Source organism: Providencia sp. SP181, from assembly GCF_050446505.1.
Classification (GTDB): Bacteria; Pseudomonadota; Gammaproteobacteria; order Enterobacterales; family Enterobacteriaceae; genus Providencia; species Providencia vermicola.
Window position 1 is genome coordinate 77,099 of the sequence record NZ_JBBPXM010000004.1, and the last position, 24,890, is coordinate 101,988.

Here is a 24,890-nt window from a genome sequence, read left to right on the forward strand (position 1 = left end):
TATCATAATGATTACTGGGCATGTCTTCATAGCAACCAGTTTAGATGGCTATATTGCACGTAAAAATGGTGATATTGAGTGGCTTTTACAACAGGATCTGCCTGATGAAAATCATGGCTACGAAAGCTTTATCAACAACATCGACGCTATCATCATGGGTCGAGGAACATTCGAAACAATTTGTGACTTCACACCTTGGCCCTATGAAAAACCCATTGTGGTGCTTTCATCCAAGCACTCAGCACAATCCGTACCTGAGCATTTAATCGGTAAGGTACGGTTTTCAAACCAGACTCCAGAGCAAGTCATGCTAATGTTAGAGGCTGAAGGCTATAAGCGTGTTTATATCGATGGTGGGCAAGTTGTTCAATCCTTTTTAAAACAAGAGCTAATTCACGACCTTATTATCACTAAAATTCCTATTTTATTAGGTGAAGGACGTTCTTTATTTGGCCCTCTATCCCATGATATTTACCTAAAACATTTAAATACTCAAAGCTTCCCTTCAGGGTTTATTCAATCTCATTATGAGATAGTCAAATGACAGAACGTAAACCTGGACGCCCGAGATCACAGCAACTCAATATCTCACCTGAAAATATTATTGCGAAAGCAATAGTGATATTAGATGAAAAAGGGATTGAGCAATTATCTATGCGGTTAATCGCCAAGGAGATGGCCATCACACCAATGGCTATTTACCACTATTTTTCTGATAAAAATGCATTAATTAAAGCTATTGGTAACACGCTTTATCATGATGTTAATATTGCAGATATAAAAGGCATTTATCCCAAAATAGAAAACCTTTTACTTAGATATCGCGAAAAAATCATTCAATACCCGCAAATTACGTTAGCAATATTTAGCACACCTAAGTTATTTCCCGAGCAAGCCTCTCGCATAACCAAGGAGCTAATCCAGTTATTAACGGAGTTAGGATTATCAACACAACAAGCAACCCAATGGGGGCACATTTTAATCGACTATACTCACGGCGAAGCTTTAGCAACAGCAACCAATGATCAGCTTATTTATGGCAAAGCAAAAGAAAATTATACTGATACATTAAAAATGCTCTTAAATAATATATAAAACGTAATTTTAATGCCATTATTCTAAATACTGAACGAGGTTTCCCCGCAGAAAAATTTTATAAACGGAATGATTTTACTGAGCATAAAGGACTAATTATTATGTCGAAAATAGTCAAATAAATAACGCTTTACTACTGTAACCCTTTTACTCCCTACTACTTTTTATTTCTGCTACTATAACTGCCATCTTTTCTATCATCTTATTGGCTAATAAAATCATTATGAGAGCAACATCTGAAGAAGCCCGAGTATTTATTGAAGTGGTAGAACAAAAAAGTTTTAGTAAAGCAGCTGATAAACTGAATTTAGCAAATTCAGCAGTAAGTCGAGTCGTCAAAAAACTGGAAGAAAAATTGGGTGTCAACTTGCTTAACCGCACCACAAGGCAAATTGACCTAACCGCCGAGGGCGAACTTTATTTTCAGCGTATGAAAGTTATCTTGCAAGAAATGCAAGCAGCAGAGAATGAATTACACGAAACGCAAGCTTCCCCAAAAGGCCTATTACGAATTGATGCTGCAACACCGATTGTATTGCATATATTAATCCCCTTTGTTTCTGTTTTTCGTCAACAATATCCCGACATTCATTTGTCGTTAGTGTCATCAGAAACCTTTGTTAATTTAATCGAACGGAAAGTCGATGTTGCAATACGTGCAGGGCAACTCACCGACTCCAGCTTACGCGCCCGCCCATTATTTAATAGTTACCGCAAGATAATCGCATCTCCAAATTACCTTGAACAACATGGTGAACCCAAATACCCTCAAGCGCTTTTGAACCATACATGTTTAACCTTTACTGAACCCGCATCATTAAATATGTGGCCAGTTAAAAGTGTTGATGGGCAATTAATGGAAGTCACGGAAGGGATATCATCAAATAGTGGAGAAACGCTAAGGCAGCTTTGCTTAACGGGAAATGGAATTGCATGTTTGTCTGACTTTATGGTGAATAAAGATATTCAAAATGGCCAGTTTGTCGAAATATTAAAAGAAGACTTACAGCCTGTTCCTTTGCCATTCCATGCCGTTTATTACAGTGACCGCGTTGTCAGCCAGCGTATCCGCGTTTTTATTGACAGCTTAACTCAATATCTTGCAGAAATTCAGAAGCCATAAAAAATTATGGCTTCTCAGACTGCTGGCAAACCGATTAGGTTTGACTGCAGGTTGGATAGGTTTTGAAAATAAATTAGGAAAATCAATTTATTGATTTTCGACTGATAACACAAAGTAGGAAAAACCACGCTTTTATCCTGCTTTGTCAACAACCTCAGAAGCCATAAAAAATTATGGCTTCTGTGCATATAAATAATTAATTAGTCCCAGTTTGGAGCTAAACCTTCAGGGCTAACTAAACGATCATGACAATCTAATTTTGCAATAGCGGCTTTATCGTCACTATCTAACTGTAATTGGGTTGCTTGTAAATTGCTTAATAAATTCTCACGCTTTGTTGATGATGGAATAACTGAGTATCCTTCCCCAATCGCCCACGCTAAAATAACTTGAGCTGGCGTTGCACTGTGTTTCTGTGCAATTTGCGCAATAGTCTCATCGTTTAATGCTTTACCATAGGCTAATGTCATATAAGAGGTAATATGGATATTGTGCTGTTTTGCCCACTCGACGACTTTTTTGTTTTGCAGATAAGGTGATAGCTCGATTTGATTTGTCGCAATATTTTCTACACCGACCGCCGCAATCGCTTTTTCCATTAACGGAATGGTAAAATTAGAAATACCGATTTCACGTGTTAACCCTTGTTTTTTTGCTTCCAATAAAGCTTGCATGAACTCTTCAACAGAAACAGCATCATTTGGAGATGGCCAATGCACCAGTGTTAAATCTACATAATCTGTTTGTAAATCACTTAAACTTTTTTTCAAACTTGGAATGAGCTTATCTTTGCTTAGATTCTCAATCCAAATTTTTGTCGTAATATAAAGTTCATCACGTGAAATGCCACTTTCGGCTATAGCTTGCCCAACCGCTTCTTCATTTTCATAAATTTGCGCAGTATCGATGGCTCGATAACCGACATCTAATGCATTTTTAACTGAATCAATTACCACATCATCTTTTAAACGGAATGTACCAACGCCGATCACAGGAATAGCCATTATGTTATCTCTCTTAAATTCGTTCACGTTAAACTTTACTGATAATTATTTTTTCGCCATATTTATTAACTGCAAACTAGTCAATAGTTGTGGCGACAATTGAATACCACAGAGAATACGCTGTAATAACACTGACGGAAATAGCCATAATTTCAATAGACTTTTGCTAAAAAATCAATAATTCCTGCAGATAATAGCTTTAACTATAAAAGAGGCCTTCATTAAAATCTTTTACTTAAATTCATTTAACCCCATCATTAAATCAGACAATAAAACTAAAAAACATAAAAATCTGTTTAATTGGTCTGCTTTTCATCTTTATTTTAGTTTGTTAGCCTAAATACAACTTAGTAATTAGCAAACAAGGCAAGACAAATGAAAATTCTTCTTCTCAATGGTGGACAAACATTCGCTCACTCCGCAGGACAACTTAATCGTACTTTACATGATGTCGCTAAAACCTGTTTAAGTGAGTTAGGGCATACTATCCAAGAAACACATATTGAATCAGGCTACGATATCGAAAACGAAGTTAAAAAATTTCTTTGGGCAGATACAATCATTTACCAAATGCCTGGCTGGTGGATGATGATGCCGTGGATGGTAAAAAAATATATGGATGACGTTTATACCCTCGGCCACGGTCACTTATATGCAAACGATGGACGAACTCGCCAAGATCCAAATAAGCAATACGGCACTGGTGGCCTGCTTCATGGTAGAAAATATATGCTTTCAGTGACTTGGAATGCTCCCGTCGATGCATTTGATGAATTTGATAACTTTTTTGATGGTCGTGGTGTGGATGGTGTTTATTTTGCATTTCATAAATCACAACAATTCCTTGGATTGAAAAAATTCCCAACCTTTATGGTTAACGACGTGATCAAAGAACCCAATATTGAAAAATATATCAATGATTACAAAACGCATCTCACTGCGATTTTTAAATAGTTAATTTAAAAAGGAATATATGCGTCATCCTTCAAGCTGCATGGGTGTTGACTGCAACTCGAATGATTTAGCGTATACAACGTATTCCTTTTTTATTATTTGGAATAATATAAATTATATTTTATGCAATTTTACTTATTAATTTCACATCTAGCAGATCAATTTTATCTTCTATTCTCTTAATAATATCTTGTAAGTGTTGCGTAGCATTATGTTTATCTAGTGATTGTTGATCCTTCCATATCTCAAAGAAAATAAATGTATTGGGATTAGCATTATCTTGATGTAATTCATACTGAAGGCAACCTTCATCTCTATTGCTTGGCTCAACAAGCGATTTAGTTGCTAGTTTTACAAACTCAACTTCATTATCTTTTGCAATTATCGTTGCAACAATTCTTATTTCCGACATAAACTCATCCTGTTATAAAAGTAGAGAATTTCAACCCCTCTATTTATAACATAACTCAAAATTAGAATTCAGGCTTTATTATTCTATAATTCAGAAAATACATTTCTAATTTTAATAATATTGTTATATTGCAAAAACAGCGTAATTTTAAAATATAATATAATTAATTTTATAATTGCATTATATTTTGTTTATTTCATATTGATAGCCATAAGCTAAATTTCATCCAACAGTGATGCAATAAAGGCTAAGCGATGCTCATCACCTCCTTGAGTTACGCGATCACAGTTCATCCACTTTCCATTTTTAAGCCCTACCGCTGTCATACAGTGGAAAATAGCATCATGAACAGGATCACCTTCTTTGACGATAAAGTCAGTAGGCTCTTCAGATGTCGTCACAATGGTCGTTTTGTTGATATCTAACAGTGGTAAAAGCTTTTGTTGTTGTTCGTTATAGTACCAAGCAAAACCATTTAACATCACTTTATCAAAGAAACCTTTTAAAATAGCAGGCATTCCCATCCACCAAACAGGGAAAATAACAATCACCTCACAACTGGCTTTCAGTATCCTTTGATATTTTCCCACTAAAGGATCAATAAAGTTCCCTTTTGCATATAATGCAAGTTCAGCCTCTGTTAAAACAGGATTAAAGTTATCTGTATGTAAATCAATAATCTGAAACTTTTTATTTTTGGCCATTAACTCTTTTTCTATTGTTTCGAGTAAAAAATGACAGAAGCTGCCGTCCCATGGGTGCGCATAAATAATTGTTACCATAAAATTCCATCCTTATAATAAAGTCCGAATAATACAAAATAGAACTCTCTTTTTTCGACCTTTTTATTGTAACTTATTATAGATTAGTAATTATGATAAAACGCAAAAACTATTGAAATACTGTACAGATAATACTAACCCAAATAGCATGATTAAATGAACATATAAAAGTGAGGTCGCAATGGAAAATCATATTCAATTGGATATTAAAGACAGTGAAACCCTATTATCTTACTTATCAACTGAAATAAGTTTACCGATTGGCACTAAAAACTTTAATGGTTTTAGCATACAACACACGCCTATTACAGCTTATGACGCAGAGATAGCAATTGAACATATTGAAAATGCCATTATTCCAGTAAAAAGACAGCTTCCTGATGGGGAAATATTACTCTCTAGCAATAATAAAATGCTAGGTTTACTGATAGAAAATAGGCATGTTAATGGTGAATTTATAACGACACCACAAATCGAAGATGCTTTTAATGAATTGGTCAATGTAATTAACGGTAGCCCTATTCATTCAACACAATTACCAACGAATAGTGAGTTCAGTGCTTTTTTATTAATTATAAGGGAAATTACCCATCATTGGGGTTTGAATGGTATAACATATAATTAATCACAGTAGAGAAAGAGGACAAAGCCCTATATCTCTAACTTAAATATACTTGAAGATTCTAAAAAAATCTTTAATATTAATACTCTACACGTTATTTTCAAACAAACTAGCTGGGCTATTGCCCTTTAAAAAAGGACACATGTCCTTTTTTAAAGAAGAAAAATTGAGTATGATTCACCTATAATTTTAAGTATAAGTGGCTATTAAAATGAAAAGAGTAAACTCTACAGCAAAGTGTGAAGATTTTATTACCTATCATAATCTTAATGAAATTATTTCTGAAGAAACTCTCGAAAAAGCAAAACTTATCCACATAAAGGCTAAAGAGTACTTAATCTTTCAAGATAGCAAAATTAGTCACCTGTATTTTCTTGTTAAAGGCAAATTACAAGTAGAACGCTATGAAACTAATGGAAATAAGGTTGTTTTTTCATTTGAAAATGCATTTTCTATTCTTGGTGATTTAGAACTTTTCCAAGATGACGATGAACATGATAGGATCTACAACACAATTCAAGCTGTTACAGATGCAGATTTACTCGCAATTCCTTTATCTATAATTCGAAAAAAGGAAATTAATTCACCATTATTTTTGCAGTTTATCTGCCAGCACCTCAGTAAAAAGCTATATAACGCATCACAATTACATTCAAGTGCGTCCTATTCAGTAGAGTACAAATTAAGGCGCTACCTATCTTTTGTAGAAAAACAATATGGTGTTAATTTTAAATTAGAAAACAGAGAATCTTTAGCTGCTATGCTAGGGGTATCGGTAAGGCAATTAAATCGAACACTCTCTAAATTAATCACAGACAAGTTAATTGAACTAAAAGGCAAGCAAATAAAAATTTTAAATACTGAGCTACTCTTAAGTTCGTATCAAAAGTAAAAAAGGCCACCAGAGGCAGCCTTAGTCTAATACGGTAACCATTACTTTTTAGTGGCTAAAATAACCGCTGAAGCTTTAATAATTGCCGTAACTTTACTGCCGACTGCTAGCGCCATTTCAACGGTGCTATTATTCGTTACCACAGCTGACAATAATGTTCCCGCCTCCGTTTTTAAGTTAACGACAGAGTTTACACTACCCTTTTCAATAGATTCTACTTTTCCACAAAATTGGTTACGTGCTGAAAACTGGTACTCTTGTGCATCGGAAACAAGGACAACCCACGGTGCTTTAATGACAGCAACGGCTTGTTTACCTTTTTCTAACCCTAACTGTTTAGTACTGTTTTTAGTGATGATTGCGGCAATACTTTCTCCGTTGCCCAAATCTAAAATAACTTCATCATTTATTGCCCCAACAACAACAGACTCAACAACACCGATAAGTTGATTTCTTGCAGAAATAGTCATATTACGCCCTTCTTGATTATTAATGACTCATTATTTGAATAGTAAGGCTTTAACACTAAATTTTCCCAACTGTGGTAACCAAAGCCCATAACTAAAATATCGTAAATCATGACAACATTTCTATGATATTAATACATAATTATAAAAATCAACTGAGCAATTACTCCGAATTTGCGTTATCCATATTAAAGTAGTTCTTGTATTCGCGCTTAATCACTTCTTTTTAACAGTGGATGTTCTTTTTTGTAATCATGTTCATGATTATGGCCTCGGGACTTCAACACAACATATTCTTTTTTACAGTCCGTTAAAAACTGCAAGGAATTTGTCTTGCCCGTTTGGCTATCAATTAAAAAAAGGCTAATCGTATTATTTTTCGGAGAAACTATTTCAATAATACGCCCATCATCATGATAATAATCACCTTTATTAATCGTCACATTAAAATCTTTGATACTCTCGACTCTGCGATGCTCTTTACTTTTATTTAAAGGAAAGCCTGCATATTCACCGATGACAAAATCACGGATGTTAATCACATCATTAAAGAAAAATACTTTGGCGATGGGTGCAGCGGTTGGGAATGTAAAGCTACCATTCCTATCGTGTGATATCTGGTTGATCGATTGGTCAATATCACAGGTATAAACCAACGTTGAATTAGGCGCTTGACATCCAGCTAAAGCCATAATCGCAGTAAATAAAAATCCTATTTTTTTCATTGCATTCCTTGAATTAATAAAGTGCACAAAACTTAGCTTAGTATAAGCAACGTTAAGTTAAAGCTAAAATTTTAAGCGTAAGAAAATGTTTATATTTGATTAGCTCTATTCCTTATTATCAGCTTTATTAGCCCCCCTCTAAGAATGATATTCTCCGCCCCCCAATTGGCACCTTAATATTTGTAAAAAGTGGAGCTTTTATCAAACCACAATTTACTTATATTAATGCTATTATTTTTTATAAGGTACTCTATTTATGCACATAGAAAATGAATTTGGCCAACCTATTGGTCGGCTAATTCCAAATTGGTCTGCGCGCCAATTACCTCAGCGAATTCAACTACAAGGCAGACACTGCCGGATTGCTCCCCTCAATACTTCACACGCTGAAAGCTTATATCAGTCATTTTCCCAATCACCAGATAAGCGTAGTTGGACTTGGTTATCTGATGAAGCGCCTCAAAATTTTGAGCAATATAAAGATTGGGTTCATCACGCTTCACAAAAAAGTGATCCCTTATTTTTTACTATTTTTAATAAGCGCAATGATGCAGCAATTGGTGTATTTTCATTAATGAGAATAGATGCAAATAATGGGGTTGTTGAAGTCGGTCATGTTCACTTTTCCACCTTACTCAGTGGGACAATCATGTCAACCGAAGCACACTGGCTATTGATGCAATATGTATTTAATACACTAGGTTACAGACGTTACGAATGGAAATGCAATAGCTTGAATAACCCTTCCCATCAAGCTGCATTACGTTTAGGTTTTCAATATGAGGGACGATTTCGTAATGCACTAGTGACCAAAGGCCGAAATCGAGATACCGATTGGTTTTCGATTATTGACAGTGAATGGCCACAGGTAAATGAAGCACTACAAGCTTGGTTAGCTGATTCTAACCATCGCAATGGTAAGCAAATAAAATCCCTTTCAGCTATTCGAAAAAGTTTCTTGTTAGTCGAAGATTAACGTTGATAGCCCCAAATTGGGGCTATCAAAATAATGGAAATTAAGAAAAATCAGGCCCAATCACATCAATACGATCTGTACAAATTGCATCAACCCCCCACTGTAAAAGCTGAGAGGCTCGAGCTGGGTCATTCACAGTGTAAGCTAATATGCGTAACCCTGCTTGTTTAAGCATTTTGACGCGTGCTTCATCTAAGAGTTTATGGTTTAAATGAATAGAAATACATGCCAATTGTGTTGTTAATTGTTGCCAATCATCACGCCACTGATCGAGTAACAGCCCCCTTGGTAGTTCAGGAACCGTTTTTTGGGCAGCCTCTAAAGCCTCAACAGAAAAGGACGATAATAACGGTGCCGTTTGCCCAACCCAGAGTTCTCGGGCTGCCAATGAAACCAAAGTGCCTGTCTCAATTTCTAGACCTGTTGTTGGCTTAATTTCGATATTCGCCATCATGCCGTATTTCTGGCAACGATCTGCAACTTGTTCAAGGGAAGGTAAGTGCTCACCTGCAAACTCTGAACTATACCAACTTCCTGCATCAATAGTGAGCAATTCTTCCCAACTCAGTAACCCAGCAACACCAGCACCATCACTCGTTCTTTCTAGCGTATCGTCGTGCAACAGAAAAATTTGCCCGTCAATGGAGAGTTTTGCATCAAACTCAATCATTGTATGCCCAAAGCTCGCACCAACATCAATTGCGGCTAACGTATTTTCAGGTGCAAGTTTACCGCCACCTCGGTGTGCGACAACATGCGGGTAAGGCCAATTACTCATAAACGGTATCCCTGTTGGCTATCGAAAAAATGTAGGTGCGTATCTGGAAAATGAAGATACAGAGCCGTCCCTACCTGTGGACGAAATTCATGACTAAGGCGTACAACCACTTTTTGTGAGGCTATACGCCCATGCACTAAATTATCTGCGCCGAGTATTTCAAGATTTTCGACCACCAGCGGTATTCCTTCAGCTGTTTTCGAAACCCATTCTATATGCTCAGGTCGTATCCCTAACGTTATCGCACTCCCTGCCCACTGTAAATATTGGCGATTCAGTGGTATCAAATGCCCTGAACTAAATATAAAAAATTTACCATCCTCGCTAATTTGACCCTCAAATAAGTTCATCGCTGGTGAGCCAATAAAACTGGCAACAAAACGACTCGCAGGTTTCTCATAGACCTCAACAGGGGTACCTATCTGCTCTACAATCCCTCTATTCATCACCATCACTCGCTGAGCCAATGTCATTGCCTCTACTTGGTCATGAGTCACATACAAACTGGTTGTTTTAAGCCTTTGATGAAGATGTTGTAGTTCCAGTCGCATTTGTACGCGTAATTTAGCATCTAAGTTGGACAATGGCTCATCAAACAAAAACACAGCGGGATCACGTACTATTGCCCGTCCCATCGCAACACGCTGGCGCTGCCCTCCTGACAATTCACGCGGACGGCGTTGCAACAAACCCTCTAGCTCTAATATACGGGCAGCTTCTTCAACTTTTTTGCGGATTTGATCTTTACCTAACCCTCTGATTTTTAACCCCCACGCCATGTTTTCTTCAACACTCATATGTGGGTATAACGCATAATTTTGAAAAACCATTGCAATGCCGCGCTCTTTAGGTTCTAAATTTGTCACTTGTTGCTGGTCAATCCAAATATCACCACTGGTCACTCGCTCAAGGCCTGCAACCATACGTAATAACGTTGATTTTCCACAACCTGACGGACCAACCATCACAATAAACTCACCATCCGCAACATCAACAGTTAATGGCTTAATAACTTGGTTTTTACCATCCCAACTTTTACTAACTGCTTGTAATTTTAACTCTGCCATGGCTTATTTCTCGCTATCAACCAAGCCACGCACAAATGCTCTTTGCATGACTAAAACAATAATTACAGGGGGGATTAATGTCAGCAGCATCGCTGCCATGACTAGATTCCATTGTGTTGTTCCTTCTCCTGAAGCAATCATGCCCTTTATCCCTGCAACCGCCGTCCCTAAATCTAGGTCAGTAATAATCAATAGTGGCCACAGATATTGATTCCAACCATAAATAAAGGTAATCACAAATAAAGCCGCGAGATTAGTTTTTGAAAGTGGCAATACAATATCGAAGAAAAAGCGCATCGGGGTTGCACCATCAATGCGAGCAGCTTCCATAAGTTCATCAGGCAACGTCATAAAAAACTGGCGAAATAAAAAAGTCGCTGTCGCAGAGGCCATGAGGGGCAATGTTAGACCTGAATAGCTATCAAACATATTCAAGTTAGAAATCACTTCGATCGTCGGAAAAATGCGCACCTCAACAGGAAGCATTAATGTGATAAAAATCATCCAAAAAAAGAGGTGACGAAATGGAAAACGAAACCAAACAATGGCAAAAGCAGATAACAGTGAAACCGTAATTTTCCCAATCGTGATAACCAAAGCCATCAATGTACTATTCGCTAACATCACCCAAAAAGGAGCACTGTTGGCTGCTACGCCATTGTTCCAAATGTAGCTCAAGTTTTCCCATAAATGGCTACCAGGGATCAGCGTAATCGGCGTTTCAAATACCGCTTGGTTATCTAAGGTTGCGGCGACAAAAGCCACATAGAGTGGAAATAAAATAACTATCGTACCTAAGATAAGTATGACATGGCTAAAGATCGTTAACCCTCGGCGCTGTTCAATCATTGATAACGCACCTTACGTTCAATAAAACGGAATTGAATAATGGTTAAAATCACCACTAATAACATTAAAATGACAGATTGCGCTGCGGAAGAGGATAAATCTAACCCAGAAAAACCCTCTCGATATATCTTATAAATCAATGTTGTTGTTGCTTGAATTGGCCCGCCCCCTGTTGCCGCATCAATAATCGGGAATGTGTCAAAAAAGGCATATACCAAATTCACGACTAATAAGAAGAAACTGACTGGTGTAATCAACGGTAATGAAATGCGGAAAAAACGGCGGATAGGCCCAGCGCCATCAATAGCGGCAGCTTCCATCAAAGAACGTGGAATGGATTGTAAAGCGGCAAAGAAAAACAAAAAATTATAACTAATTTGCTTCCAAACAGAAGCGAGAACAACCAAAAACATCGCTTGCCCACTGTGCTGAGCATGGTTCCAATCATACCCTATAGATTCTAATACATGGGTAATTAACCCTCTGCCTGGGCTGAATAAAAACATCCATAAAACCGCGGCAATAGCAGGAGCTACCGCATAGGGTAATAACATCAATGTTTGGTAAAAACGGCTACCTCGAATAACATAATCCACCAAGGCGGCAAAAAACAATGAGACAAATAACCCACATCCTGCCACTAATCCACTAAACACCATGGTGGTATAAAATGAATCAAGATAATAGCTATCTTGGAATAATTGAATAAAGTTATCTAACCCAACAAATTCACTTGAGAACCCAAATGGATCAATATTTTGCAATGAGTACCATAAGGCTTGAACAGCTGGCCAAATAAAAAAAATAATGGTAATCAATAACTGAGGTAGAACAAGGGCATAGGGTAGCCAACTTGATCGAAAAACAGGTCGTGAAGAAGACATAAAAACACTCGGTTAAGTTGCATAATTGCCCCTTCCTTGAAGAAAGAGGCAATAGTGTCTGTCAGTTACTGCTGGGTTGATTTTTCAAAGCGGCGTAATAATTGATTACCTCGGTCAACTGCGGTATCTAAAGCCTGTTGGGGCGTTTTTTTCCCTGACCAAACCGATTCTAATTCTTCATCTACAATGGTACGAATTTGAGGCATATTCCCTAAACGTAAGCCTTTGGTGTAGGCTAAAGGAGGTTTGTTTAGCATCTGGCGAGTCGCAATATCTGCACCTGGGTTTTTATCATAATAACCCGATTCACGGCTTAAATTATAAGCTGCCGTTGTTATCGGCAAATAACCCGTTTTTTGGTGCCACTGTGCTGCATTTTCAGGTTTAGCTAAGAACTGCATAAACTCGGCAACCCCTTTATATGTTGCAGGGTCTTTTCCTGCCATCACCCATAAACTGGCTCCACCGATAATGGCATTTTGCGGTGCTCCCTCCACTTCGGCGTCATAAGGCATCATGCCAACACCAAAATCAAATTTGGCATGCTTGCGAATATTCGCGAGTGAGCCTGAAGAAGCGGTAATGATGGCACAATCGCCGTTGTAGAATTTTTCGGTGGATTCATCTTTACGGCCTAAGTAGCTGAAATCGCCTTTTTTATTCATTTCTTGCAACAAAGCGATATGCTTAACTTGTGTTGGCTGATTAAATTCTAAAACAGCATCTACCCCATCAAACCCATTATTTTTTGACGCAATAGGTTTACCATGCCAAGCACTAAAGTTTTCAATTTGGATCCAACCTTGCCAGCCACTGGCATAACCACATTTCATACCAGACTCACGTAGCTTTGCCGTATAAGCCGCCATGTCTTGCCATGTTTTCGGCGGCTCATCTGGATTTAAGCCTGCTTTTTTGAAGGCTTCTTTGTTGTAATACAAAACAGGCGTTGAGCTATTAAACGGTTGCGATAACAAATGCCCTGTTTTTGCATCACTGTAATAACCCGAAACGGTTGGAACAAATTGCGATTCATCAAATGCAATACCTGCATCTTGGAAAACTTCATAAACTGGCTTAATCGCCTTAGATGCCATCATCGTTACCGTGCCAACTTCATAAACCTGTAAAATGGCAGGGGCATTACCAGAACGAAAAGCCGCAATACCTGCAGCAAGGCTTTGTTCATAGTTGCCTTTATATACAGGCATAATTTTATAATCTGGGTGTGTCTTATTAAATTCGGTGGCTAACGCATTAACCTCTTCACCCAGCTCCCCTTCCATGGAATGCCAAAAGGAAATTTCAGTGGCGGCGATGGCTTGGCTGGCAAATAATAAACTGAATACTGTCGCTAGCGTTGAATGTTGTAACGGTGTCATTCTATTTATCTCGCTTTCTATTGAATTGCGCTTAGATTTGCATCAAATGTACGAAATCACGCAGTTTATGTTCGAGATAGAATGTACCAGTAGGAAATGACAGAAATATAACTCACGGATGACAGAACAATGACAAAAATGTCTCTAAAGTATGAGATATAAATGACAATCTATTGAAAAATAAAAGACAGTCATCACCTGCCCCTGACATGAAATACTGTCACTTATGTAAGCCACTATTTTTATTAATTAATAAAATTTCACTTCTGTTTTACTGATTTTTGCCAATTTCACCGTTTTACCATTCGAGTCCAAGGTGAGAGTAAAATTACACTGGTAAGCAATATTGCGCTTATCATAATCACATTTTGAATCAACCAATAGAATTGTTTGCCCTAATGCCCGAATATCCATAGTAAGATCAAATGGTTTCGTGAAATCTTTACCATAAGTTATTAACGTCTCTGAAATAACGCTATTACCTTTATAATATTTAATTTCTGTTGGTAGCTTATGCTCGTTATAGCTGTTCTCACCAAATTTTTCTTTCGTGTCCGCAAGCACTGAACCTGTGATAAATCCATCTTTATTATATTGATAGATTAATTCTCCATTTATATCTTTCCTTGAAATTATATTACAGTCTTTACCTATCACAATTTCGACTGGCCCATTCGCATCCATTCCAATCAACTTATTCTTAACCCTTTTAATTAAAAGGTAATTATGAACACTGCTTAGATATTCATCTTTTTTCTGATCTAGCCAAAAACTCTCGACACAACCATCAGGCCCTATTTTTAGTACGGACTTGTAATTAATCGTTTTATCTTCATTGTAAACCGTGCCGACAAGCTCCTTAACATTGCCCCTTACAGGATTAAAATCATACAACTGAGCCATGTTGAACACTACAGGGTTATATTGCTGTTCTTGAAAAGCCAAGGTTCCAAAAGAGGTAAAACAAACAATTACCTGCACCATTGGTAATACACATTTACAATTCATTTTTATTTTTTATACCCTTAAGGCTGGTATTCTGTGATGACTTAATAATGTCAGGTTTTGAGGTCGATTAAACCAACGTATCACACATCCCTACTTTATTGCTTACACGTTAAATTGGCAGAGAAGAACCTCACGAAAATTAACAAAGACGTCAACGCTTCCTCTATAGGTAGAATTTTTCAAGTTGCTCACCCATGAATTAACTAAGTATCAATTCGCTTTTTCTATCACCTGAAATTAATGTCAAAATAACTAAACCACAAAGTATCCACTCCCTACTTATTTTTACTTTTGTTCCAAAGTACAAAATGAATAATCCCTAAACCACCGTGACCGTAAATATAAATCTCAATTAAAATTGTGAGTGATTTATGAATACTTCTAGCCTCTAAAGCAAGTGGCGACTGCTGTAACCATAGTATAAACCATACAATGCCCGACAAAATAACAATTGATAAAGCACCTAACCCTAACCCTTGAACTATTGCTGCAAGTCCTTTAGGAGAGCTGTCTGGTAGTTTTTTGGCTAAAAGTAAGCTTATATCTTCTTTGATTTGCTTAAAGTCCCCCCAGAGATAGGGATAAAAATATCTAAGCCCACGCTGGTTAAAACATGATACGACTAAAAAGAACGTCAGGAAAAAAAGTACAAATCCTGAAACAATATGAATCCAAGTGAATAAATAAGCTTCATCAAAAAAAGGAATAACTACTGACTTTGTTCCAGTCATCCAATTACTAACTATGATTTGTGATATCACTAAGAGTAGAATTAATACATGTAGAATTCTTATTCTTTTAGTCTGATAAAGACCAAAAAAATCCCAAATCGATTTGAATATGCTCACAATGTTTCACCTTTTTTATAATCTTTCGCACGGACATTGTTTAATAGCTTATAATACGCTTATTTTATGGCTTTAAGTCCTAGCCGTAGAATATTTTATATGAAATATAGCTCACATCTACCACTCAATTACGACAATCCTTTTAAGATGACTCCATTCATAGTTATGGAATATGTTTGTTTTCAGTATGGAATTAATGCGCAGAGGACAAAAAACCAGCCTTTTTATTGGCTGTTTATTTACTATTGTTGGTGGGCTAAGTGTATTTAAAGATAGTCCGTTACCATCCGCCAGCGTGTATGCATTTTATTTTGGCTTGGCACGCTTGATTGCCATGTCTGTTAGCTTCATAAATCACCAATATTGTATAGGGAAATTGCAGAGGAAATTTCTATACAAAAAAACTATGCAATAAATTATAGAGATTTAGAACGAGGTTAGTAGACTTCGGTAGAGTGAGATTTCGCTAGAATGCTTGATTTACTTGGGATTGTAAGACGTTACTAGAAGTGAAGATGGCGGAGGAGGAGAGATTCGAACTCTCGGATGGTTTCCCATCGGCGGTTTTCAAGACCGCTGCCTTCAGCCGCTCGGCCACCCCTCCGCAATGACGTGCACTATAAACATCCTCTTCGTGGATGTAAACCCCTAACTTGTTCGTTCGCCTTAAAAATATACGCATTTCAGTCTGTTGGGTGAAAATATCAACATTTTAATTCGTTCGCTTGGGTTATGGGCTCATTTTTGCTAAATTTGTACTCTGTTTTTTTGGGATTAATAAAGTATGTTGCTGTTTAACAATCAAGAAATTGAAACGGACTCTCAAGGTTATTTGCTCGATAGCCAACAATGGTCAGAGGAACTCATCCCTTTACTTGCGCAAGAAGAAGGCATTGAACTGACTCATGAGCACTTAGAAATCATTCGTTTTGTGCGTAACTTCTACTTAGAATTTAATACATCCCCAGCGATCCGCATGTTAGTCAAAGCCGTTTCGCAACAATTTGGGGAAGAAAAAGGCAATAGCCGCTATCTATACCGGCTCTTTCCAAAAGGGCCAGCCAAACAAGCGACTAAACTTGCTGGCTTGCCTAAGCCTGTGAAATGCATTTGATTTCTTACTAATAGCGGACATTAAAATCCGCTATTGGCGCCGTTTGCCAGCTTTCACTAAAAAAATGATCAATTTTAGCCCCTGGTGGTCCACCCGCTTTCAACCAGTCATCGACAAATTCAATATCTTGCTCTGAGCCATAAATCGCAAGTTTTACACTGCCGTCTTCACGGTTGCTCACAAAACCTTTAAGCCCATTTTGATTGGCCCAATGATAGGTTTGATAACGAAAGCCAACCCCTTGAACTCGCCCATAAATATAAAAGTAACGGCCTGATGTTGTCATGTTCGCCTCCTTTTTAGAGCATAATAGTGTGGTTCTCTTTTTTAGCTGTTGTTTTTTACCCGTTGAACAGATAATCTGCTAGTGAGGCACTGCTTTCTCAACGTTGCATATAGAGACAGTGTATTGCGTTATTGCTAATTGTCCATACGTTAACTTGAAAACGCGCAACACTGCCCACATATAGATTGAAGTACAAGCAAGGCTATTAGGAGGTCGCTATGATGATCACCAGTAAATATGGAATCGGGCAACAAGTCAGACACAAACTTCTCGGCTATTTAGGGGTCGTTGTTGATGTGGACGCTGAATATTCGCTCGAACAACCACATGATGATGATATTGCCTCAAACAGTACGCTACGCGATCTGCCTTGGTATCATGTTGTTATGGAAGATGACAATGGGGATGCTGTTCATACTTATTTGGCTGAAGCACAAATTACTTATGAATCTGCAGATGACCATCCTGAACAACCTTCGATGGATGAACTTGCAGAGTCAATAAGGTCTCAGTTGCAGGCACCGCGTCTGCGTAACTAATTTTTCTTCTCATTAATGAACGCAACCGTAAAGCAGCACTTAGCTGCTTTACTTTTTAACTGTTAAGTAAAATCATTATTTCTCAAGTCCTAAAGCTGGAATGTCTTGTTTTGGGCATCTGTCCATCACAAACTTCACTCCCGCTTCTAATGCAATTTTTTGTGCCTCTTCGCTAATCACGCCTTTTTGTAGCCACAAAACATTTGCCTTAGCAGCAACGGCTTCTTGCGCGATACCGACAGCAGCTTCTGCATTACGAAATACATCCACCATATCTATTGGCTCATTTATGTCACTTAGCTTTTCATATACCAACTGGCCTAACAACGTTTGCCCTGCTAATTTTGGGCTGACAGGAATGACGTGATAGCCTTGATGTAATAGGTATTCCATGACTTCATAACTGGGTCTATTAACTTTTTCGCTCGCACCGACTAATGCTATGGTCTTCACGCTTTTTAAAATTTCAGCAATTTCTTGATCTTTCATCAAAATATCTCCCAAAACCAGTAAACTATTCACTAGCATTATGATATATCTGGTACATCTTTGCCCAATCAATTTTAACGATATTTAAAGTCCATCTGACTTAAGGGAAAACCATGGAATCAACAACCCGTATTATAGGTGCCTCAAAAAATATTGCTTTAGTTGCCCATGACCACTGTAAGTCGTCTTTGCTGTCTTGGTCTACGAAAAATACACAGCGCCTGCAAGCTCATAAACTGTATGCGACGGGAACAACAGGTAATTTGATTAACCAGCACACAGGCTTGCCAGTCACGAGTATGCTAAGTGGCCCAATGGGGGGAGACCAACAAATTGGTGCCATGATTGCAGAACAAAAAATCGACCTTTTGATTTTCTTTTGGGATCCACTCAATGCTGTACCCCATGACCCTGATGTCAAAGCCTTACTGCGCTTAGCAACCGTGTGGAACATTCCTGTTGCCACTAATCCTGCAACCGCAGATTTTCTCATCACCTCACCATTTTTTGATGAGGCAATCGATATTGTCATCCCTGATTATCAAAGTTACCTAACCAAACGCACAGGCTAATACATCGATTGCCCTGTGCCAAACACTTTCAACACAGGGCAATATCATTACGGCTTTTTCTGTCTTGGTACACCTAATTGCCTGAGCTCCTCAACAAACTCCGATGGGTTTTCAGGGTTATAGAGTAGCCAAACTTGCTGTTTTGCACGTGTTATTGCAACATACAGTAAGCGCCGTTCTTCTGCATTTTCAAATGATTCAGGTTGTGGCAATAATGCTTCTTCAATAATTGACTCTCTTGCTGGTGCAGGAAACCCATCTTTTCCACCATTGAGCCCACAAATAATAACATGATCAGCTTGTTGCCCTTTTGATGCATGGATCGTCATAAATTGGATATTCAACTTCGGCCAACGTGTTTGCGCTTTATTTAGGATCTCTGGTTTTAAATAATGATAACGCGCTAAAACCAATATGATTTCATCATCAAGCACATACCCGCTCATTTTATCTAACAAGCGCTCTAACGCCTCTTCATACAAAAGGACGACAGATTTTTTATTACCTTTAACCAAGCTGTTCAAAGGCTTATCTAGCTGGATAGGATTCTGTAAAATAAACTGGTTAGCAATGTCACCAATACGCTCATTAAACCGATAAGTGGTGTTCAGAGCACAAAGCTCCCCTTCACCAAAGTTATGTTCAAAAGATGTTGTCAAATCCAGCTCAGCACCACTAAAGCGATAGATAGCTTGCCAATCATCACCTACCGCAAACAAGGTTGTTTGCTTATTTTGTTGGCGTAACGCTTGCAAAAGCTTAGCCCTTAACGGTGAAATATCTTGAAATTCATCGACTAAAATATGTTTCCATGGACTAATAAATCGCCCTTTTTCGAGGATATTAACCGCTTGATGGATCAGCCCAGAAAAATCAACCGCCCCCTCTTCTTTTAGCGCGTTCTTCCATGCTTTGAGTAACGGAGCCATCAATTTAATACGCTTATGAAATAACTCTCGTATCCCTTCAGGGGCATTATCCACCATCTCTTTTTGGCTACCACCATGCATTCGCATCAAACTTAGCCAGCGTTCTAAACGTGCAACGACTCTCTGGGTTATCTTTTCGTTTTGCCAGAACTCGCCATCTGGAATATCCCACATCAGCTCTTCACTCAGCCACTCTCGCCAACCTTTAGCTTGCGCTTTTTTACTTGAACACTGCTCGCGCCACTCTTTTAAGAGTAACGCTTGGCGTTTTTTAGTGTTGCTTTCTAGTTCACTGACTACAGGGGATTTTTTACTGCCTTCTCGAATAATATGGAGAGCTAAAGCATGAAAAGTTTTTGCTTGAATCTCATCTTGTTGCAAACGTAATTGAATACGCTCATTCATTTCATCTGCGGCTTTACGACCAAACGCTAACAGTAAAATTTGCTCTGGCTTTGCTAATCCCCGTAGAACTAACCAGCCCGCACGAGCCACTAATACAGACGTTTTGCCGCTTCCAGCCCCCGCAAGCACAAGTACGTTATCTTCACCATTGATAACGGATAAAGACTGAGAATGATTGAGCGGTGATGATTCCACTTGCTGAAAGAAATCGTGGTAACGAGTCAAAACAGATTCACACCATTTCTCATTGATTTGCTTACGACACTGTTGGCTATGATTCAGCCACTGTAGGCATAATTGGTACTGTACTGAACAATTTTCGAACTGCGAAATTCGGGCAAGGGGTAATGGCAGCGACGAAAACTGCTGTTTAATATTATCTTTAATCACCGTTAATTGGCGTAAACTCAACCATGCATCTTGCTGTGATATTTGCTCAATTTTATTGTTCAACTGAGTGAGAACCTCTGCACTCACTTGGCTCATCTCTCCACTCCATTGCTGCCATTTTTCATTTAAATAATGAAAAAAGCGCTGAGTTTGTTTCCATTCAGTACCATGCAAACGAATGACTTGCTCGTTTACAATTTCAAACTCTAACTCCCCCCAGACAATACCCCGCTTACAACGAAGATCGATAAGTTCATTAAAAGGGATAAGATATTGGTGATTTTCACCGCTAACTTCAATACCTGCGTTGAGTAAGCGAACCCGATTGTAGGGATGCTGAGCCAGACGCTGTCCAATCTGTGTTGATTTCAGTTCCATACGTCCTGCACCTAAGAATATCAATGACTAAAATACGTTGGCTTGATTCCAAACGGTTTTTTATTCCGAGTAAACACGCTATCCTATAAGGAATAGGGATTTTCTTACCTTTGAGGTACTTTGTGCTAACGCTGCTTACCAGTTATCGTCGTGTGCTCTATAACAGCCATATTCTATATTATATCCGAATCTTTATAGCCCTGACAGGCGCAACCTTATTACCATGGCTCTTAGGTCAAGAGCCAAAAATCACCATTCCGCTTACATTAGGTGTCGTTGCTGCTGCATTAACTGACTTAGATGATAGGCTAACTGGCAGAATAAAAAATTTAATTATTACTCTTTTTTGTTTTTTTATTGCCTCAGTTTCTATTGAACTTTTATTTCCTTATCCTCTATTTTTCTTTTTTGGATTAGCATTTTCCACCTGCGGATTTATTTTATTGGGTGCATTAGGGCAACGTTATGCCACCATTGCGTTCGGTGCATTATTAATTGCAATCTACACCATGTTAGGCGTCCCAATTTTCGATACATGGTACCAACAGCCAGCCCTTCTTCTAATAGGGGCAATCTGGTATAACCTTTTAACCTTAATCGGCCATATTTTATTTCCAGTGCGGCCATTGCAAGATGCCATTACGCAGTGTTACCAACAGTTATCTGCTTATTTAGATGCTAAAGCTAGCTTATTTGACCCCGACCTTGAAGATGATTATCAGCAATCTGTTTATGATTTAGCGCTAGTTAACAGCAGCTTAGTTAATACCATGAACCAAACAAAAAGCGCATTACTTAGCCGCTTAAAAGGCGACCGAGGGCAAAAAGGGACGCGCAATACTCTGCATTATTATTTTGTTGCTCAAGATATTCATGAGCGAGCCAGCTCATCCCATATTCAATATCAACAGCTTAGCCGTACACTTCGCCATCATGATATTTTATTCCGTTTTCAACGTTTATTAACTATGCAAGCCCGCGCTTGCCAACAAGTTGCTCAATCTGTGTTATGGCGTAAACCATACCAACACAATCCACGCTTCGAACGTACATTTGCTTACCTTGAAAATTCCTTGCAACTCCTCAAGGAACAATCCCCTACGCTCCATGAAATCAAGGCATTACATAATTTATTGAAAAACTTGAAAGGTATCGATGTTCAACTGAAAGGGCTGAGCCTTGAACAAAGCTCATGGCAACAAAATAATAAACAAATTGAGCAATTATCTGATGAATCGCTCTCAGGTTTTAGCGATATTATTTCACGCATTAATCACCATTTAACGCCAAAATCCTCTTTATTTCGCCATGCGGTGCGAATGTCAATTTTACTTTGTACAGGTTATGCAATTATTCAATTGTTTGATATGGAAAGGGGCTATTGGATTTTACTCACCAGTTTATTTGTCTGCCAACCTAACTACAACGCCACTAAACGACGTTTAGCACTACGTATCATCGGCACGATTGTGGGTATTATTATCGGCTTACCGCTCCTTAATTTAATCCCTTCAATAGAAGGGCAGCTTACTCTCATCGTGATTTCAGGGTTGTTGTTCTTCATGTTCCGAAGCAGCCAATATGCCCAAGCCACGCTGTTTATTACTTTGTTGGTTTTATTCTGTTTTAACCTACTCGGTGAGGGCTTCGATGTCGCACTCCCTCGAATTATCGATACCTTAATTGGCTGCTTTATCGCATTACTTGCGGTGAGTTTTATTTGGCCTGATTGGAAATTTCGCCAACTGCCTCAGGTTGTACAAAAAACCATGGATAGCAATTGCCGCTATTTAGATGCGATTTTATTACAATACTACCAAGGAAAAGACAACGGCTTAGAATATCGAGTAGCACGGCGTGAGGCACATAATAATGATGCCGAATTTGCTTCCATTGTCTCCAATATGGCATCAGACCCTAAATCTTATCGAATAACCCAAGAGCAAGCATTTCGTTTATTATGCTTGAATCATACTTTACTAAGTTATATTTCCGCCCTTGGCGCTCACCGAGAGAAAATACAAAATGAAGAGAATTTAACCTTATTAAATGATGCCATTTGTTATGTCGAATCTTCTCTACAAATTACCACGCTAGATCCATATATCGTTGATGAAAAATCAGAAAAGTTGCGTGATAGCCTCTTACACCGTATTGACAATATTTCATCGAGTGATGATGAAAAAACATTGTTAATCATGGAGCAAATAAAGCTTTTACTTGAGCTTATTCCTGAAATAAAACAAATGATCCAGCAAATCAGTTCATCATAAATATTACCGATGAGCGGGTATTAGAATATAAAACAAGCTCTTAATACCCGCTTGATTTTCTGTTTTATGCAGTGCTGTCAATTAAACGGCTTAATTAAGCACCTTTACGATGACGCTATCACATTGTCGTTAATTCAAAACTATTATACCAGGCAATTAGCTCTTGCTTAATTGTCTTCGGTAATACTGCGCTGTGGCACCCTTCAATCGCGGCGGCTAAACCAATCAACAACTTAATACTTGGCTTATGCCTTCCATGTTGTTTTAACTTCATAAAACAGGCTTTCGCACCCACCATGCGTAAATCGTCAGCATGCAAGATCCCTATCTTCCCCAAAGCCCTTTCAACAGACATATTCATATTCGGTAAATCTTTTATTCTACGCGTTGTAACCTGCTTTTGTTGCAGTTCCTCAACAGCAGAATGGTAAGCAATTTCAATAAGTTGTAGAAGACGCTTTTCGTCACACCACATTTGCTCTGATAGCTGGTAATAACGCATTTCCAATGGGATACCTTTTTTAGTATAGACTAGCCTATCAAGCCCCGAGGCCTCAAAGTGGCTTCTCGCTAGCAAACACCCTCTGAGATAAAAATGCCCATCCAGTAATAATCCCACAATCGCATCATCGACTAATAAACAGTATCCGCCAAAGTGGTTTTTGCGTTTAAGCTCACCCAACTGGTTTAATAAACGGTACAAATAAAAAATTTTTTCTTCTGATAACAACATTTACCTTAACTCCTTTTTGGGCCTGGTTAACTTTCATCCTTGAGAAAATTAATTTTATTATTTCTTTCATTACAAGCAATTACGCATAACCAATTCTGAGAGTTTCAATAAAAAATGCCAAGTAGAATGCATAGAAAAACACCAAAGTTGCGAAGCGCTTTGAAAAAATAGTCTTGATATTGGATGGATATACAGTTACTGTATGTTCATACAGCATTGTTGCGAGGTGAATTATGAGCATCTATTCTTGGAATAACACAACAGAACATTCTCTTAATAATTACACACAATCTTTCCAAACTGCGGAGCCAACCAATGGCTCAATGCAGCAAGGTATGGTGAGTGAACTTGTCTACGATGAAAAACATCCTATAATGGATTTCATCTTGTTGCCTATGCTGCGTCAGTTTGGTGTTCAATCACGTTGGTTGCTGTGGTTAAGCCCAAACAAAAAACTTAGTAAACACTGGTTAGAACAAGCGGGTATTCCTACACATAAGGTTATGCAGTTAAATCATATGGCACCAATAACCACCATTGATGCAATGGAAAAAGCATTAAAGAGTGGTAATTACAGTGTTGTTTTAGGATGGCTACCTGAATTAAATGAACAAGATTTTGTTCGCTTACAAGACGCAGCACAAGAAGGTCATTCTATCGGCTTTATTATGCGCCCACAAAAGACATATAATATGGTGAGTATGCAATCAGGACAGCTAAACAACCTAAAAATTCATTCAACTCACTATCACTAACCAAGATTAAGAATTTTCTTACTAAATTTAACCTTTAGAAATATTTATCCCTAAAGTGAAATGAAAAGCATTGAAGATCAATCAGATAGATAAAAAACAATCATAATACGAAATATACATATCTCTCTGATTTATACACTAAAAAAATACTTTTTTTAA

General features: G+C 38.0%; 28 protein-coding genes and 1 tRNA gene. 12 read left to right on the forward strand and 17 right to left on the reverse strand.

Annotation, left to right across the window (positions count from 1 at the left end):
- The first annotated feature begins 7 nt into the window (after positions 1-7).
- The 3 genes from AABS66_RS08255 to yafC all read left to right on the forward strand — a co-directional run bounded on the left by AABS66_RS08255 (position 8) and on the right by yafC (position 2,218).
- Positions 8-544, forward strand: a complete 537-nt coding sequence (locus tag AABS66_RS08255; protein WP_430224760.1) for a dihydrofolate reductase family protein — start codon at positions 8-10, stop codon at positions 542-544.
- Entirely contained in the window at positions 541-1,095 is a 555-nt protein-coding gene (locus AABS66_RS08260) for a TetR/AcrR family transcriptional regulator (protein WP_206086701.1), read from the forward strand. The genes AABS66_RS08255 and AABS66_RS08260 overlap by 4 nt, the downstream gene beginning before the upstream one ends.
- Positions 1,096-1,318: 223 nt before the next feature.
- A complete protein-coding gene (yafC, locus tag AABS66_RS08265) occupies positions 1,319-2,218 on the forward strand; it encodes a DNA-binding transcriptional regulator YafC (RefSeq protein ID WP_430224761.1) in 900 nt (299 codons plus the stop codon).
- 200 nt (positions 2,219-2,418) lie between these two features.
- Here yafC and dkgB read toward each other — a convergent pair whose 3' ends face one another.
- Positions 2,419-3,222 carry a 2,5-didehydrogluconate reductase DkgB gene (gene dkgB / locus AABS66_RS08270; protein ID WP_430224762.1) on the reverse strand — a complete coding sequence of 268 codons (804 nt, stop codon included), beginning with the start codon at positions 3,220-3,222 and terminating at the stop codon, positions 2,419-2,421.
- Positions 3,223-3,597: 375 nt separating this feature from the next.
- Between dkgB and AABS66_RS08275 the strand changes: the two genes are divergently transcribed.
- The gene (locus AABS66_RS08275; RefSeq protein ID WP_206086698.1) at positions 3,598-4,176 is read left to right on the forward strand and encodes an NAD(P)H-dependent oxidoreductase; all 579 of its coding nucleotides are present in this window, start codon (positions 3,598-3,600) and stop codon (positions 4,174-4,176) included.
- A 121-nt stretch (positions 4,177-4,297) separates the two neighbouring features.
- Here AABS66_RS08275 and AABS66_RS08280 read toward each other — a convergent pair whose 3' ends face one another.
- Both AABS66_RS08280 and AABS66_RS08285 read right to left on the reverse strand, forming a co-directional pair.
- Entirely contained in the window at positions 4,298-4,588 is a 291-nt protein-coding gene (locus tag AABS66_RS08280; protein ID WP_206086697.1) for a putative quinol monooxygenase, read from the reverse strand.
- Positions 4,589-4,803: 215 nt separating this feature from the next.
- Positions 4,804-5,370, reverse strand: coding sequence for an NAD(P)H-dependent oxidoreductase (locus tag AABS66_RS08285; protein ID WP_206086696.1), 567 nt, complete (start codon positions 5,368-5,370; stop codon positions 4,804-4,806).
- A 181-nt stretch (positions 5,371-5,551) separates the two neighbouring features.
- On the opposite strand from AABS66_RS08285, the gene AABS66_RS08290 reads away from it, so the two are divergent.
- Both AABS66_RS08290 and AABS66_RS08295 read left to right on the forward strand, forming a co-directional pair.
- A complete protein-coding gene (locus tag AABS66_RS08290) occupies positions 5,552-5,995 on the forward strand; it encodes a hypothetical protein (RefSeq protein WP_206086695.1) in 444 nt (147 codons plus the stop codon).
- Positions 5,996-6,203: 208 nt separating this feature from the next.
- On the forward strand, positions 6,204-6,884 hold the full coding sequence (locus AABS66_RS08295; protein WP_206086694.1) for a Crp/Fnr family transcriptional regulator: 681 nt from the start codon (positions 6,204-6,206) through the stop codon (positions 6,882-6,884).
- 41 nt (positions 6,885-6,925) lie between these two features.
- Here AABS66_RS08295 and AABS66_RS08300 read toward each other — a convergent pair whose 3' ends face one another.
- Together AABS66_RS08300 and AABS66_RS08305 are read right to left on the reverse strand one after the other, a co-directional pair.
- Positions 6,926-7,354 (reverse strand): TOBE domain-containing protein, encoded by a 429-nt coding sequence (locus AABS66_RS08300; protein ID WP_206086693.1) that lies wholly within the window; start codon positions 7,352-7,354, stop codon positions 6,926-6,928.
- Between the two features lie 209 nt (positions 7,355-7,563).
- Positions 7,564-8,076 (reverse strand): hypothetical protein, encoded by a 513-nt coding sequence (locus AABS66_RS08305; RefSeq protein ID WP_206086692.1) that lies wholly within the window; start codon positions 8,074-8,076, stop codon positions 7,564-7,566.
- Between the two features lie 256 nt (positions 8,077-8,332).
- Here AABS66_RS08305 and AABS66_RS08310 point away from each other — a divergent pair, with 256 nt between their 5' ends.
- The gene (locus tag AABS66_RS08310; RefSeq protein WP_272573730.1) at positions 8,333-9,052 is read left to right on the forward strand and encodes a GNAT family N-acetyltransferase; all 720 of its coding nucleotides are present in this window, start codon (positions 8,333-8,335) and stop codon (positions 9,050-9,052) included.
- A 40-nt stretch (positions 9,053-9,092) separates the two neighbouring features.
- Here AABS66_RS08310 and ugpQ read toward each other — a convergent pair whose 3' ends face one another.
- The 8 genes from ugpQ to AABS66_RS08350 form a co-directional block, all read right to left on the reverse strand.
- The gene (gene ugpQ, locus AABS66_RS08315) at positions 9,093-9,830 is read right to left on the reverse strand and encodes a glycerophosphodiester phosphodiesterase (protein WP_206086690.1); all 738 of its coding nucleotides are present in this window, start codon (positions 9,828-9,830) and stop codon (positions 9,093-9,095) included.
- On the reverse strand, positions 9,827-10,897 hold the full coding sequence (locus AABS66_RS08320) for a sn-glycerol-3-phosphate import ATP-binding protein UgpC (protein ID WP_430224763.1): 1,071 nt from the start codon (positions 10,895-10,897) through the stop codon (positions 9,827-9,829). The genes ugpQ and AABS66_RS08320 overlap by 4 nt, the downstream gene beginning before the upstream one ends.
- Before the next feature lie 3 nt (positions 10,898-10,900).
- Positions 10,901-11,746, reverse strand: coding sequence for a sn-glycerol-3-phosphate ABC transporter permease UgpE (gene ugpE / locus AABS66_RS08325; RefSeq protein ID WP_206086688.1), 846 nt, complete (start codon positions 11,744-11,746; stop codon positions 10,901-10,903).
- Complete coding sequence (ugpA, locus tag AABS66_RS08330; RefSeq protein ID WP_206086687.1) at positions 11,743-12,630, reverse strand: sn-glycerol-3-phosphate ABC transporter permease UgpA; 888 nt, start codon at positions 12,628-12,630, stop codon at positions 11,743-11,745. Before ugpA ends, ugpE begins: the two co-directional genes overlap by 4 nt.
- A 65-nt stretch (positions 12,631-12,695) precedes the next feature.
- Complete coding sequence (gene ugpB, locus AABS66_RS08335; RefSeq protein ID WP_430224764.1) at positions 12,696-14,012, reverse strand: sn-glycerol-3-phosphate ABC transporter substrate-binding protein UgpB; 1,317 nt, start codon at positions 14,010-14,012, stop codon at positions 12,696-12,698.
- Positions 14,013-14,261: 249 nt separating this feature from the next.
- A complete protein-coding gene (locus tag AABS66_RS08340; RefSeq protein ID WP_430224765.1) occupies positions 14,262-14,996 on the reverse strand; it encodes a YnfC family lipoprotein in 735 nt (244 codons plus the stop codon).
- A gap of 299 nt (positions 14,997-15,295) precedes the next feature.
- A complete protein-coding gene (locus AABS66_RS08345; RefSeq protein WP_206086684.1) occupies positions 15,296-15,868 on the reverse strand; it encodes a cytochrome b/b6 domain-containing protein in 573 nt (190 codons plus the stop codon).
- 516 nt (positions 15,869-16,384) lie between these two features.
- A tRNA-Ser gene (locus AABS66_RS08350) sits at positions 16,385-16,472 on the reverse strand.
- A gap of 180 nt (positions 16,473-16,652) precedes the next feature.
- On the opposite strand from AABS66_RS08350, the gene tusE reads away from it, so the two are divergent.
- A complete protein-coding gene (gene tusE / locus AABS66_RS08355) occupies positions 16,653-16,982 on the forward strand; it encodes a sulfurtransferase TusE (RefSeq protein WP_225817886.1) in 330 nt (109 codons plus the stop codon).
- A 7-nt stretch (positions 16,983-16,989) separates the two neighbouring features.
- Here the strand turns inward: tusE and AABS66_RS08360 are convergent, their stop codons facing one another.
- Positions 16,990-17,268 carry an acylphosphatase gene (locus AABS66_RS08360; RefSeq protein WP_206086682.1) on the reverse strand — a complete coding sequence of 93 codons (279 nt, stop codon included), beginning with the start codon at positions 17,266-17,268 and terminating at the stop codon, positions 16,990-16,992.
- A 218-nt stretch (positions 17,269-17,486) separates the two neighbouring features.
- Here AABS66_RS08360 and hspQ point away from each other — a divergent pair, with 218 nt between their 5' ends.
- On the forward strand, positions 17,487-17,807 hold the full coding sequence (hspQ, locus tag AABS66_RS08365) for a heat shock protein HspQ (protein WP_206086681.1): 321 nt from the start codon (positions 17,487-17,489) through the stop codon (positions 17,805-17,807).
- A 75-nt stretch (positions 17,808-17,882) separates the two neighbouring features.
- Here hspQ and AABS66_RS08370 read toward each other — a convergent pair whose 3' ends face one another.
- Positions 17,883-18,296 carry a CoA-binding protein gene (locus AABS66_RS08370; protein ID WP_272538741.1) on the reverse strand — a complete coding sequence of 138 codons (414 nt, stop codon included), beginning with the start codon at positions 18,294-18,296 and terminating at the stop codon, positions 17,883-17,885.
- A 113-nt stretch (positions 18,297-18,409) separates the two neighbouring features.
- Between AABS66_RS08370 and AABS66_RS08375 the strand changes: the two genes are divergently transcribed.
- Positions 18,410-18,868: a methylglyoxal synthase gene (locus tag AABS66_RS08375; RefSeq protein WP_206086679.1), complete on the forward strand. Its 459-nt coding sequence runs from the start codon at positions 18,410-18,412 to the stop codon at positions 18,866-18,868.
- Positions 18,869-18,915: 47 nt separating this feature from the next.
- On the opposite strand, the gene helD is transcribed toward AABS66_RS08375, so the two are convergent.
- Entirely contained in the window at positions 18,916-20,970 is a 2,055-nt protein-coding gene (gene helD / locus AABS66_RS08380) for a DNA helicase IV (protein WP_272573498.1), read from the reverse strand.
- Positions 20,971-21,092: 122 nt separating this feature from the next.
- Here helD and yccS point away from each other — a divergent pair, with 122 nt between their 5' ends.
- Positions 21,093-23,243: a YccS family putative transporter gene (yccS, locus tag AABS66_RS08385; RefSeq protein ID WP_206086677.1), complete on the forward strand. Its 2,151-nt coding sequence runs from the start codon at positions 21,093-21,095 to the stop codon at positions 23,241-23,243.
- A gap of 118 nt (positions 23,244-23,361) precedes the next feature.
- Here the strand turns inward: yccS and AABS66_RS08390 are convergent, their stop codons facing one another.
- Positions 23,362-23,976, reverse strand: coding sequence for a TfoX/Sxy family DNA transformation protein (locus AABS66_RS08390; protein WP_206086676.1), 615 nt, complete (start codon positions 23,974-23,976; stop codon positions 23,362-23,364).
- Between the two features lie 233 nt (positions 23,977-24,209).
- Between AABS66_RS08390 and sulA the strand changes: the two genes are divergently transcribed.
- Positions 24,210-24,731, forward strand: coding sequence for an SOS-induced cell division inhibitor SulA (gene sulA / locus AABS66_RS08395; RefSeq protein ID WP_206086675.1), 522 nt, complete (start codon positions 24,210-24,212; stop codon positions 24,729-24,731).
- Positions 24,732-24,890: the final 159 nt, after the last annotated feature.